Source organism: Cyclobacterium plantarum, from assembly GCF_011290685.1.
Lineage (GTDB): Bacteria > Bacteroidota > Bacteroidia > Cytophagales > Cyclobacteriaceae > Cyclobacterium > Cyclobacterium plantarum.
Map to the genome: position 1 here is coordinate 298,535 of NZ_JAANYN010000003.1, position 13,248 is coordinate 311,782.

The window sequence follows — 13,248 nt, forward strand, 5'->3', positions numbered from 1 at the left end:
TATTATTCAGGTTTTCGATCACTGAAAACTTTTAGAATAAAAGCTTAAATCTCTCTTTCCATGTTAAAATCTACGGTAGACCCGGCCTGTACCGGTTTGTTTTCAACTTTATTTTTAGACTACATTCAAAATAAAAAAGAGTTAAAGCAATTTTATCAGGAGTTCCCCGAGCTGAAGCATTTTAAAAAGACATTAGCAGATAAGACTTTTGATCCCGAAAGAAGGGAAATCCTGGTGAGGGTTTTGAAAGAACAGTACACTGGCTTTGAAGCATCCCAGGTGAGCAGCAATATCGATAAGCTGAAGCAACCCAATACCTATACCGTGACCACCGGACACCAGCTGAACCTGATGACCGGCCCGGCCTTTTTTATTTATAAGATCGTTTCTACCCTTTTACTGGCAAGAAAGCTCCAAGAGAGCTACCCGGAATTCCATTTTGTTCCTGTATATTGGATGGCCAGTGAAGATCATGATTTTGAGGAAATAAACCATTTTCATTTTGATGGGAAGGATTATCGCTGGGAATCAGAACAGCAGGGGCCTGTAGGTGAGTTCATTCTGGACAAGTCTATCAGGGACTTGATCCAACAATGGGATTTTTTGCCTGATTTTTTTAAGCAAGCCTATACCAATAGCCAATTCCTGAAAGAGGCGGTCAGAAAATACGTGCACCACTTATTTGCCGACCAGGGTTTGGTGATTTTGGATGCCAACGATACAGCGTTCAAAAGATCATTCCTGCCTATTATTAAGGATGATCTGTTTTCCCAAACGGCCAATGATTTGGTCAATGAACGCAACGCTGAATTGGAAGACGCAGGTTACAAAACACAGATATTTCCCAGGGAGATCAATTTTTTTTACATGGAACCGGGCAGAAGGGAGCGCTTGATTTATCAGGATGGCATTTTCAGTACTCATGATGGCAAAAATAAATGGACTGAAAAAGAAATGAGGCAATTGTTGGAAGATAGCCCGGAAAAATTCAGCCCCAACGTCGTCATGCGGCCCTTATATCAGGAAGTCATTTTGCCAAATCTGGCTTACCTGGGAGGACCGGCAGAAGTAGCTTACTGGTTTCAATTGAAAGGAGTTTTTGATCACTATAAGGTTGATTTCCCCTTTCTTCTTCCCAGGAATTTTGCTTTGATCATTCCGAAGGAAGTCCAGCGAAAAATAAAAAAATTGGATCTCAAAGCTGAGGATCTTTTTCTATCCCTGGATAAGTTGAGAATTGACTATGTTTACAGGCATGCAGAAGCCGATTTGAGCTTGTTGCCCGAAAAGGAACAACTGGAGAAGCTGTTTTTGTCTATGGAGGAAAAAGCAGTCAGTTTGGACCCTACACTGGTAAATGCAGTGCGGGCAGCACTGATCAGAAGTGAAAAAATCATCGATCAGTTGGGGGTTAAATTCAGAAAAGCTTCCGAACGAAAGCAAGGGGATGCCATCAGGCAGATTTTTGAAATCAAAGATGCTTTATTTCCACTGGGCACCCTTCAGGAAAGGAAGGTGAATTTTCTTGAATTTTACCTGGGGGACAATCATTTTATTGACAAGCTTTACAAAACATTTGATCCTTTGGATTTTAATTTTATAATTTTGCAGGAGGATGGAAGTGAAGAAAGCGCTAAGGAAGGCTTTTAAGGCCAATAGAGAAGCATTGGGAGAAAAGGAGCGGGAATGGCGCTCTCAAAAAATCACCATTCAGGCCGTGTCTTTTTTGAGCAATTTTCCGGAAGTGCAGCATGTGCATTTGTTTTTACCGATCAAAAGGCTGTATGAAATCAATACGGTATTATTATTGCATAGGCTTTTTGATAAAGGGTACCAGGTGTATGGCTCCATAACGGACAGGTCGGCGCAAAGACTTGAAACGGTACGGTTTTCCACCAATACATTTTTCCGGGAAGATGAAATGGGCATACCGGTCCCTGAGCATCCTGAATATGTAAATGAGGAGTTGATAGATTTGGTATTTGTCCCTCTTTTAGGGGTGGATGATAAAGGAAACAGAATTGGATATGGCCTGGGTTTTTATGACCGGTTCTTTTTGAATCTAAGGAAGGAAGTGTTGAAGGTCGGATTATCCTATTTCAGGCCCGAAGTCAGTTTGCCCAAAGATCCGCACGATATACCGCTAAATGCTTGCATATTTCCAGATGGTTATGAAATTTTTAATCAATAGTTCTCTAAATGATAGTTTTATGGTAAAAAAATCAATGATTGCAGTTTTTACCCTCCTTATCGGATTGTCTCTGATGAATGAGGGCAAGGCCCAGACCTATGCTACAGGTGTTGGCCTAAGGGCAGGCGTCAGCAATGGGTTGACGGTAAAGCATTTTATCCAAAGCGATGTTGCCCTGGAAGGCATCCTTCACACCCGCTGGAGAGGCCTGGTCATTACCGGCTTATACGAGGTGCACAAAAACATCCGTGAAGTAAGGGGTTTGCGTTGGTTTTATGGTGGTGGAGCACACATTGGCAGTTGGAATAGTGGCAACCCCCCTCCGCCATGGGCGGATTCTGGTTACAGAGGTTCCACGATTGTAGGAATTGATGGGATCATTGGTCTGGACTATAAGTTTGACGATGCGCCGATCAATTTATCCCTGGATTGGAAGCCCGCATTCAATATTATCAACGGAGGAGGTTTCTGGGGAGATGAGGTGGCTTTGTCCATACGGTTTACATTTTAAAATCATAAAAAAACCGCTGAAGAATATTCAGCGGTTTTTTTATGATTTCTTTATTCCTGTGGGACCAATTTGATCAACAAACCAGTGCCCTCGGTGACAGCATAAATAAACCCCTCCGGGCTTTGTGCCACATGCCTTACCCGGCCAATGTCCTGCAACAATTTTTCCTCACCTGCATAGGTATCTCCATTCAGTTCAACCCTGGCAATATGCTGGCTTTTTAAGGCACCCACCAAAAAGTTTCCTTTCCACTCTGGATACCTGTCGGAGGTGACGATCATGGAACCGCAAGGCGCAATGGAAGGCCTCCAGAAATGAATGGGCTGCTCCATACCTGCTTTCACGGTGTCTTCTGTAATGATACTGTCGTCATAATCTATCCCATAGGTGATTTCAGGCCAGCCGTAATTGTTGCCTTTTTCAAGGATGTTGATCTCGTCTCCCCCTTTGGGCCCATGTTCAATTCCAAAAATCCGGTCATTGGCACTGTCATATACCAGTCCCTGAGGGTTTCTGTTGCCATAGGTCCAGATAGAAGCCACAGCATCCGTTTCATTTACAAATGGATTGTCTTCAGGAATCCGGCCATCATCATGTATGCGATGAATTTTTCCATGTGAATTTTTCAAGGTCTGGGCATTTTCAGGATTGCTTCCTCTTTCACCATTACTGAAGTAAAGGTAATTGTCCTTATCAAAAATAATTCTGCTCCCAAAGTGTCTACCCCCTTCTACAGCAGGAGCGGTAATGATGAGATCCTCTTTGTCTACCAGTGAATTGCCCTGAACCCTGGCTCTCATGATGGCTGTGGCGCCCCCACCTTCCACCGGCTTGGCATAGGAAATGTAAATCCAACCGTTATCTGCATGTTCAGGATGAGTTTGAATGTCTAGCAAACCAGCCTGGTTTACCTCATGTACTGCCGGCACTCCTGTTAATTTTTCTCCGGTATACTGATCTCCTTTGAATACAAGGATCTCCCCTTTTCTTTCCGTGATCAGCATGGTACCATCAGAAAGCCAGGTCATTCCCCATGGGTTTTCCAATTCCTCGTAAAGGGTATCTACCTTGAAGGTGAGTTTCTCCGAGCTGATAGCAAAAGGATCGGGAGCTGCCTTTTTTTCTTCCCCTGATTGACAGGCAGCCAACATGGAAACGGTAATTAAAATTAAGAGTGTCTTACCTATTGGATTTCTTTTCATTATTATTTGTTTTTGAAAAGGCGAATATACTTAATGATCAGTAATTTGTTCTGTTTTTTCGTCGAAGTTAAAAGCCAAAAGATGGGGAAAAGTTATTGTGATTTGCCTTTTACCCGGCTTTTCTAAACTAAGTGCCCTCCCCATTGTTTTTCAGGACAGACAAAACACACAAAAAGTAGTTTTAACATCAAAATTTTTGTTATGAATTTTTAATGATATAAAATATTGTAGTTTAAATAAATAAAAAAATTTTGTATTATTAAATTTGAATAATAATTAGTTTTATATTTTAGAGAGTTGTTATTTTTTATACTTTTATGTCTGAAAACCAACGTATACCATAACATTAAACCTTACAAAATCTCAATTGACCTACTCAAAAGTAGTGTTCATCGAAAATTCTAATTCGACTTGATAATATTTCTGAATTTAGAGGTATCAAAGAACAGCAGCAATTGAAAATTTTAAGCAATAAGCTATTTAAAAAGACAAAAATGAAAAACAGCGAAAATTTTACCGGGATAAGGTTGATTATTTTTTTAGGATTGTCAATGGGCATTTTGGTGTCCTGTGTTGATCAACCCATAGAAGGGCCTGTAGGAACAGGTAATTCCCAAGACATTGAGCATCTTCAAGCTTCCAGTTTTTTTGATTGGAAGACGACAGAACAGGTGACCGTATTGGTAAAGGGATTGTCAGCGGATATAGATATTAGCCGGACCCTTACCTTTGAAACCGAAAACGGCAATGAGTTTTATGCCGGGGTACAGCAGATGGGAGCAGATTTTGAGATGACTTTTGATTTGCCTGCTAATGTTAAGGAAGTCACCATGATATATGGTGCCATTGAAAAAAAGGAAGAGATTACCAATAAACAGGTTTCTTTTGACTTCATTATTGACAGGGGTAATGATGACATTGAACCCTAAAGCAGGAATTTGATTCCTCTATGAGATTGTTTTAAATATTTTTAAAAATTCAGATCATGAAAAAAACAGCAATATTAATTTATATAATGGGTTTGATTGCCCTCCCTTCATTGGCCCAGGAAAATACAGTAGAAATAGATGCAGAGTGGGGAGATAGGGATGAGTATTTCGCAGCCTGCTGGGGCATGGGAGCTGTAACTACAAGTGATAACGGTGGCACCCTGATTTCCGGGGATTACAGTTTAAGAACCAATCAGGTAACCAATGAGTCCAATACCGCTACCTGGATTAAATCCCCCTGGCTGACACTTGAAGCAGGAAATATTACTTTTAAAACCAGGCTTGACGGCAATGCCGGAGGCAACAGAAGTATCTTGATGCAGGTAATATCATTCGATGCCGAAAATGAAAGCACCGGAGAAGGCGATGTAGAAAAATTCGACTCTTTTGATTTTCCTAATCCCATTAACAAGCAAACGGAAATTCATGAAGTGACGGTAAAAGTTCCTGAGAAATATATCGGTGAAACGGTCAAGGTCTTTATCAGTTTTGTAGGGTCCGGAGGTAGTGCGAGAATAGGCCTGGATGAGCTGGTGATTCCAGGAAAATACGCTTCAGACCCTTCTGAAAGTTGTTTGCCGGTAAGTCAAAAAAAGGATACCGATGGAGATGGAGTTGCCGATGAGGAGGAAGTATATCCTGAAGATAAATACAAGGCTTTCAATAATTATTTTCCCGGGCCCGATTTTGGAACCCTGATGTTTGAAGACTTGTGGCCGGCAAGGGGAGATTATGATTTTAATGATCTGGTAGTGGATTACAGGATCAATAGAATTACGGATGCAAAAGGACATGTGGTAGAGGTTGTTGTGGAGCTTTTGACCAGGGCAGCCGGAGCCGGGTTCAGCAATGGGTTTGGTATTGAGTTTACCGGTTTGTCTCCCGAAAAGGTCATAAAAGTAGTTGGTACCAAAACCAAATCAGAAACCATCCATAAGTTTGCAGAAAATGGTTTGGAAGCGGACAATGAATTTGCGACCATCATTCCTTTTGATGATGTGGACCTGGTACTGACACATCCCGGGCAAGGGGCATTGGGAATCAACACAGATCCTAAATTTGGTTTTCAGGAAGTAAAATTGCAAACCATCGTAATCACGCTTAAAGAAGAAGGTGAGACCCAAGGAGCAGGCCCTACCCGCCTTGCAGATTTGGGAATGGAAAATTTCAATCCATTTTTAATAGTCAATCAGAAAAGAGGAATTGAAGTGCACTTGCCGGGCAAGAAGCCCACAAAGCATGTGGATGAATCCATTTTTGGCACCAAAGAGGACGGCAGTACCAATGGTTCTGACAGCTATTACCGAAATAAAGAAAACGGCTTGCCCTGGGCAATGAATGTGCCTGTAAGCATTCCTTACATGATCAATAAAGTTCCTATTACCAAAGGATATACCCGCTTCTTCGATTGGGTGGTATCCGGAGGAGAGTCTCATACGGATTGGTATCAGGATGGAAGGGAGAACCGGAATGATCAGTACATGCTAAATGCACAATTAGAGGAAAATATTGTTCTTGTTCCGACAAGGCCCCGGGGAAGGGTTCCGAGGTAATGCGCTAAATTATTTTAGAATAAAGGTCAGGTATCTCAAAGGATTACCTGATCTTTATTTCTAATTTATCTGAGATACTGGCTAATTGTGGTGCCATTTCTCAGAAGAGATTGAAATCGTTTTTTGTTGTTTAGTGATAAAAGAACTATTTTAGCACTACGATTATTTATTTTGTTTATAGATTAGGAATAACAGCAGGTTTTTAATAGAATTTTCATGGGATATTTAACTTTGGGCAGACAGCCTGTTTTTTTTAACAGGTTTCTGCCGATGATGACAATGGCTATTTTTATTGTTTTTTTCAGCCATGCTCAGGTTGTCAGGGTCACCGGGGAGGAAAACAATATCGAGATCCAGCAGGTAAACTACCTGATCGAAGGTGAGGAATTGATTCAAACTTCTCCGGAAGGCAACCAAAATCCCAGTCCGGAAGATGTGCCTGTTATAATAAGTGGGATTCAAATTGAAGGGGATAAGGTCATTTTTGCAACCACCAGAAACCCATCAGTGGCAAATCCCAACCCTGCTATTGGAAGCAATGAAATAAGACCAGATGCCATTCAAATCGTTCGATCCGACAATGCCATTATTTCACACAGGGATCCGGAATTTTTTAGTAACCTGGAAGCTGTAGTTTCGACCCCTGATATCCGGTCCTATTGGGATATCAATTCTCAACCCTCTATTCCCAGGGGCGATCAATTTGTGGATTTGATCTACAGCGACCCGGTAGTGACATCCGGTTTTCTGCTGTACACAGAGCGGAATGGGAATTCTCCAACAGATTTCATCGCTCTTGGCAGGGATGGAGAGCCAATTGAAGGTGCCAATACTATTGAGGTAAGGGGTTATCAATGGACAACAGGCATTCACCATGTGAGCAATGTCCCGGATCAAAATCAGGAGATGGTCTTGTTCTCCCCATCGCTATTTGGGTCTAATGAGCCTATCTTTGGCATTCGTATTATTGCGGTTAATGAACCGGATGGCAAACTGGTATTCTTTGTCAATGCCATTTCGGCCACTCCTGATTTGGCAGAACGCGTAAATAGCGAGCTGGGAGGGGATGCCGTTCTGAATATTTATGACAATGATGAATTGAATGGAGCTGCACTAAACCCCATTGATGTACAAATGGAGGTTTTGGAAGACTTTCCCTCGGGTACTGCTGTTTTAAATCCCGATGGCACGGTGGATGTTCCTCCCAATACACCACCCGGCGTTTATACCCTAATCTATGAAATAAGCACGGGCAGCGAATCGGACCAGGCAGAGGTGACGATTGAAGTCATAGAATATAAGCCTGAGGCATTTGACGATGCCGCTGAACTGGAAAATAGTTTTGCGCAGGACAGTTTGTTGAATGTGCTGGACAATGATATGTTGAATGGCCTTCCGGCATTGATTGAAAATGTAAATCTCAGTACCCTGAGTAATGAGGCTCCGGGTTTTATCATACTCACGGAAGATGGGTCAATAGATATTTCAGAAGGCATTCCTTCCGGATCCTATACCCTGGTGTATCAGATTTGTGATGCGGCAGATCCGGGCAAATGTGACCAGGCCGAAGTCAGTATCAGTGTGGCCCCAACCCTTTTGATTGCGGTAGACGACAATTTTGGAAACGTGAACCTCAATCGTGGAGGGGTAATTGGTGATGTGATCGCCAATGACCTTTTGAACGGTGAACCCATAGAGGAGGGAAGAGTGGTTGTTGAATTATTGGATGCGGACGGGTTGACTGGTCTCAGTCTGACTGCTGCAGGAGAGTTATCTATTCCTGAAGGCCTGCCCAATGGAAACTATGAATTGCTGTATGAATTGAAGGAGACCATTAATCCGGGCAATTCAGACCAGGGTACCATTATTTTTTCCCTGCTTGATATACAGTTGGAAGCCAATGACGATGCGGCAGTGACTAACCAAAATCAACCTGTTACTATCAATTTGCTGGAAAATGATTTTATCAATACCGGCGAATTGCTGGTTGAAACCCTGGTGATTACAACAGATCCGGTTAATGGCAGTATCGTTCAGAATGCTGATGGTTCGGTCAGCTATACCCCGGATGTCAACTTTTCCGGCTCGGATAGTTTCATGTACGAAATTTGTGAGAATACCGACCGGCAATTTTGTGACCAGGCTATGGTTAGCATTACCGTGAGGCCTATTCAACTGGAAGTTTCTAAAACTCCCGACGTTACAGAAGCGTCCATTGGAGGGATTGTGACCTATACCATTCAATTGACCAATAACTCTGACTTTGACCTGGAAAATGTTCAGGTAACAGATATACTTCCTGAAGGTTTGATGTTTTTATCGGCAGTTCCTGAACCAACAGAAAATAACCTTTGGGTAATTGAAAGCATAGCTTCGGGAGAGGCTTTCAATATCGATTTGGAAGTCATGGGTTCTAGCTTGGGTGAAGTGGTGAATATTGCTGAAATCAACGTAGGTGATTATGAAGATGTGACTCAAGCCGTACCTGTATCCATATTGGCCCGGCCAGTGGATATCAGTATCCTAAAAACTTCTTTTGGAATAGCTATTTACCAGGGGAATGAATTTGAGTATGAGATCAGGGTAACCAATAACGGAGATGGTCCGGGTGAAGGGATTACGGTTCTGGATGAATTGCCTTCAGATCTGGCATACCTCGGTTTTACGGGAGATGCAGATCCGGCAGTCTCAGGTAACACCATTAGCTGGACGATTTCCAGTATTGGAGCAGGTGAAGAAAAAGTTTATCGGATCAGGGTTCAGGCCACAAGCACTGGTACCATCACCAATAGGGTAACACTTCAGGTGCCGGAAAACCAGGAGAATGTTTCCCTTATTCAGGAATCTACCGATACCAATCAGGTTAATACATTCTTTATTCCCAATGTGATTACGCCAGGTACCCTGGACGGAAAGAATGATACATTCGAAATAAGGGGAATTGAAAGGTTTGCACAGAGCTCCCTGACCATTTTGAACAGGAATGGTGACCATGTATTTGCTTCCGAGAATTACCAAAATGATTGGGCTGCGCAGGGTTTAAATGCAGGTTCCTACTACTATGTATTGATCATTACAGACAGTATGGGAGATGTCCAAACCTATAAGGGATGGGTTCAGGTAGTAAAGTAATTATTTTGTGTTAATCGGGATCGTTTAAATTGGAGATCAATGAAAAATATTTTTAGAGTTTTTGGATTTTTGCTGGTGTTGAATGGCCTGGGATTTGGCTTAACAGAAGCCCAACAATTGCCTCAATTCAGTCAGTACATGTTCAATGGATTGCATATCAACCCTGCTTATGCAGGCTACAAGGGTGAGCATTACATTCAATCCACCTATCGAAGTCAGTGGGCAGGATTACCGGGAGCCCCTACTACCTTTACGGTAACCGCTGACCTGAGTGCCAATGAGGGTTTGATGGGCTTTGGTGCTTCCATTCTTGCTGATGAGCAGGGCCCGGCCAAAACCAGTTCCGGTTTACTCACCTATGCCTACAGGATTCAAACAGGATCCGCTTCTTTTTTGGGATTTGGAATCAGTGGGGGTGTTACCGAATATGCCATTGATGGTTCCATGTTTAATCCCAATGATTTTGACGACGGAGAAATTCCAGAAGGCAGAATCAACTTATTTACCCCAAATTTAAATACAGGAGTATTTTTCCACAGTCCGGATTTTTACGCTGGTTTTAGTGCATATAACCTGATTGGGCGGAAATCACTCGAGGATGAGGCCGTAGCCCTCGCCTACCACAATGTGCATTATTACCTCACAGCAGGGGGATTGCTGCCCTTATCCGAACAGGTGCAGTTCAAACCTTCCTTTCTGCTAAGAAATGGTGGTAGTGGCCCGAGCAACCTGGATTTAAATGGTATGTTTTTGTTTATGGACAGGATCTGGGCCGGAGCATCTTACCGTACCAACCTTAAAATAGGACAAAACGATTTGCCCGATGGTTTGTCCTCAAGAAATGCCGTGGCACTGATCCTTGAATTGTTCGCAACGGAAAAACTCAGGTTGGGTTATGCCTATGATGTGCAGACCAATGCTTTCAGTGGCTTAAGGAACAATTCACATGAAATTTCCCTTGGCTACTATATTTCTCCAAGAAAAGTGAATATGAACAACCCTAGATGGTTCTGAATATGAAGAAGATTTTTATTTATTTTATTCCGGTGTTTTTGTTTGGCCTGCTTTCAGGCAGCGCCACTGCCCAAAGTGGATTGTTGCGCTATGCTGACAGGAAGCTTGCAGAGGAAAACTATTTTGAAGCTGGCCAGGGATATGCCAATGCCTATGCCAAAAACCCTTCTTTTCAGGCAGCAAAAGGTGCTGCAATGGCTTTTGATGTATTAAGAGATTATCCCAAAGCTTACAACTGGTGGGAAAAGGCGGTCACTTTTGCGGAAGCGGACGACAAGGATTGGTTACAATATATTGCTGCTGCCAACAGGGCTGGTGAAAAGGATGCTGTTTTTATGGCATTGGACTCCCTGGACGAGGAGCAGAATGGTGCCATCAGAAACCTTCAATTGGATTCTTTAAAATATTGGTATGGTTCAGAAGGAAATGCCGGGCTCAAAAGACTGGACCGGATCAACAGTTCAAGTACCGAATTTGGTTGGGTAAAGGACCAGCAGGGAAGGATATATTTTACCTCAGACAGAGGGGGTGAATCTGACCGGGAGAAAAAAGCTTTGCGGATTGACAAGAGCTATAAATACTACAACAAATCCTCAGATTGGACAGGAAGGGATTTTTTAAGTATTTACCGCATGGATACCGCTGGAACGGTAACTCCCTTTGAGGTTCCGGTTCCCGGGGTATTTCATGCCTCAGATCCCTACGTTTTGCAAGAGCAGGATATTATTTTTTATACAGTCACCAGGGATATCAGGCGGTCCAAAAATTATGAAGTCCACTCGGAGCTGTATTTCAGCAGGCTGGATGCGGCAGGCAAGCCCGTTGACTTTAAAGGCCTGCCAATTAATGCTCCCCTGGAATACAGTATAAAAAGTCCTTTTGTTGACGAAAGCAATAAAAGATTATACTTTTCTTCAGATATGTCAGGTGGTCATGGAGGCTTTGATTTGTACTACATGACTTATGGAGAAAATTTTGAATTTCAGGAGCCAGTTAATCTGGGACCTGTAATTAATTCTGCCGGCAACGAAATAGATCCCTTTATTCAGGATGGAAAATTTTATTTTGCCTCGGATGGGCATCCCGGGCTTGGGGGACTGGATATTTTTACTTCCGACAGGAACAACGACACCTTTGCCGGAGTAAAAAACATGGGGTTACCTTACAATTCACCGCAGGATGACTTTGGGTTTTTCGAAACGGCAGAAAACAGGGTTTTGATTTCCTCAAACCGACCAGAAAGCAGCGGATGGGATGATATTTTTGAATTGGAATCTTTGTATAAGGATTTCCAGGCATTGGTTTTAGCTTGTGATGGAGAAAAGGTATCAGGTGCCTTAGAGGTTTCCTTAACGGAGGGCAATGATAAAATCAACATAGGTATTGATCAAATTGGGGATGGCATGCTGGAGGCTGAAATGGCTCCCGAACAAGACCATGAAATCCAGATCAAAAAGCAGGGTTATTTTGCTATTCAGGACAAGGATTTGAGTACCAGGGGACTGGCATCAGGGAGCCTGGAGAAGACCTATCAATTGGTTCGAATCCCTTATAACACGGCTGTGTATGTGGACCTGGTCTATTACAACCTGGATGAATCTGTCATAAGGACTGATGCTCAGGCATCCTTAGATAAAGTGGCAGAGTTGTTGAAATATTATTCCTTTTTAAATATTGTAGTTAGGTCTCATACTGATGCCAGGGCAAGTGAAGCATACAATGAAGCACTCAGTGAGAAAAGAGCAGACGCAGTAAGGGATTATTTGGGAAAATTCGGAGTGGCCAGATCCAGGATTGAAGCAGAATGGCTGGGAGAAACTGAATTGGCCAATGATTGTGGAGATGGGAATCCCTGTCCTGAAGATCTGCACCAATTAAACAGGAGGACCGAATTGCTGCTGCTGGCATTCCCGGAAGAAGGAAGGGCTTATACCATGCCCCCTGAATTGCAAGGTGTGGATTTATGCGATATCAGCAACATTCAATTGCCTGAAGAGTTGCCTACCATTTATTTTGGTTTTGATCAGGCGGAGCTTGATGTTGCCGACATGATGGCCCTGGAAAGAGTGGCATTGATGTTGAAAAACATGATCAACAGGAGATTGGCCATAATGGGACATACAGACAACAGGGGATCAGCCGAGTACAACGAAGCCTTGTCTAAAGAGAGGGCTTTGGTAGTAAAAAATTACCTGGAAGGCAAAGGCATTGCTTCCGATCGGTTGGTGTATGAGTTTTTTGGAAAAACAAAACCGGTGAACGATTGCGATGAACAGCCCTGCAGTCCTGAGATGCACCAACTAAACCGCCGAACGGAGCTGATCCTGCCCAGCATTCCCACGCCAAAGAAAAATTGGTCCAGGAAAGAAGGTCAGTAATTGATCCATAAAAAAGGAGCTTTTAAAGCTCCTTTTTTTTTGAGTTTTTTTAGCCAAAAAGGTTTTCATTAATTCCAGGCAAATTTGTTGTTGTTAATACCACTGAAAGAGTTCTGAATCCCATTTTTTCCAACTGCTAAAGCTTTTATACCTGTAACCTGTTTGGGTTTGTTTTTCACTTTTTTTAAAGCCCTCAACTACTTTTGATTTTTTTGCAGCCCTTTGCATTAAATACGAAGTTCGTTAATTTAACCATTTTCCCCATTTTAAGGACTTAC

Annotated in this window: 9 protein-coding genes; 8 read left to right on the forward strand and 1 reads right to left on the reverse strand. The window is 42.6% G+C overall.

From position 1 onward, the window contains the following. Nucleotides 1–60: 60 nt before the first annotated feature. The 3 genes from bshC to G9Q97_RS09285 are packed head-to-tail and all read left to right on the forward strand — an operon-like array spanning nucleotide 61 to nucleotide 2,702. Complete coding sequence (gene bshC / locus G9Q97_RS09275; protein ID WP_166146008.1) at nucleotides 61–1,650, forward strand: bacillithiol biosynthesis cysteine-adding enzyme BshC; 1,590 nt, start codon at nucleotides 61–63, stop codon at nucleotides 1,648–1,650. Next, on the forward strand, nucleotides 1,616–2,191 hold the full coding sequence (locus G9Q97_RS09280; protein WP_166146011.1) for a 5-formyltetrahydrofolate cyclo-ligase: 576 nt from the start codon (nucleotides 1,616–1,618) through the stop codon (nucleotides 2,189–2,191). The genes bshC and G9Q97_RS09280 overlap by 35 nt, the downstream gene beginning before the upstream one ends. A gap of 19 nt (nucleotides 2,192–2,210) precedes the next feature. After that, entirely contained in the window at nucleotides 2,211–2,702 is a 492-nt protein-coding gene (locus tag G9Q97_RS09285) for a hypothetical protein (protein ID WP_166146013.1), read from the forward strand. Between the two features lie 50 nt (nucleotides 2,703–2,752). On the opposite strand, the gene G9Q97_RS09290 is transcribed toward G9Q97_RS09285, so the two are convergent. Beyond that, nucleotides 2,753–3,904 (reverse strand): PQQ-dependent sugar dehydrogenase, encoded by a 1,152-nt coding sequence (locus G9Q97_RS09290; protein ID WP_166146016.1) that lies wholly within the window; start codon nucleotides 3,902–3,904, stop codon nucleotides 2,753–2,755. Between the two features lie 494 nt (nucleotides 3,905–4,398). Here G9Q97_RS09290 and G9Q97_RS09295 point away from each other — a divergent pair, with 494 nt between their 5' ends. The 5 genes from G9Q97_RS09295 to G9Q97_RS09315 all read left to right on the forward strand — a co-directional run bounded on the left by G9Q97_RS09295 (nucleotide 4,399) and on the right by G9Q97_RS09315 (nucleotide 12,970). Continuing rightward, nucleotides 4,399–4,833 (forward strand): hypothetical protein, encoded by a 435-nt coding sequence (locus G9Q97_RS09295; RefSeq protein WP_166146019.1) that lies wholly within the window; start codon nucleotides 4,399–4,401, stop codon nucleotides 4,831–4,833. Between the two features lie 56 nt (nucleotides 4,834–4,889). Next, nucleotides 4,890–6,446, forward strand: a complete 1,557-nt coding sequence (locus G9Q97_RS09300; protein ID WP_166146022.1) for an LruC domain-containing protein — start codon at nucleotides 4,890–4,892, stop codon at nucleotides 6,444–6,446. A gap of 216 nt (nucleotides 6,447–6,662) precedes the next feature. Continuing rightward, entirely contained in the window at nucleotides 6,663–9,578 is a 2,916-nt protein-coding gene (locus G9Q97_RS09305; protein WP_166146025.1) for a T9SS type B sorting domain-containing protein, read from the forward strand. Nucleotides 9,579–9,617: 39 nt separating this feature from the next. Continuing rightward, nucleotides 9,618–10,592: a PorP/SprF family type IX secretion system membrane protein gene (locus G9Q97_RS09310; RefSeq protein ID WP_166146027.1), complete on the forward strand. Its 975-nt coding sequence runs from the start codon at nucleotides 9,618–9,620 to the stop codon at nucleotides 10,590–10,592. 2 nt (nucleotides 10,593–10,594) lie between these two features. After that, the gene (locus tag G9Q97_RS09315; protein WP_166146030.1) at nucleotides 10,595–12,970 is read left to right on the forward strand and encodes an OmpA family protein; all 2,376 of its coding nucleotides are present in this window, start codon (nucleotides 10,595–10,597) and stop codon (nucleotides 12,968–12,970) included. The last annotated feature ends 278 nt before the right edge of the window (nucleotides 12,971–13,248 follow it).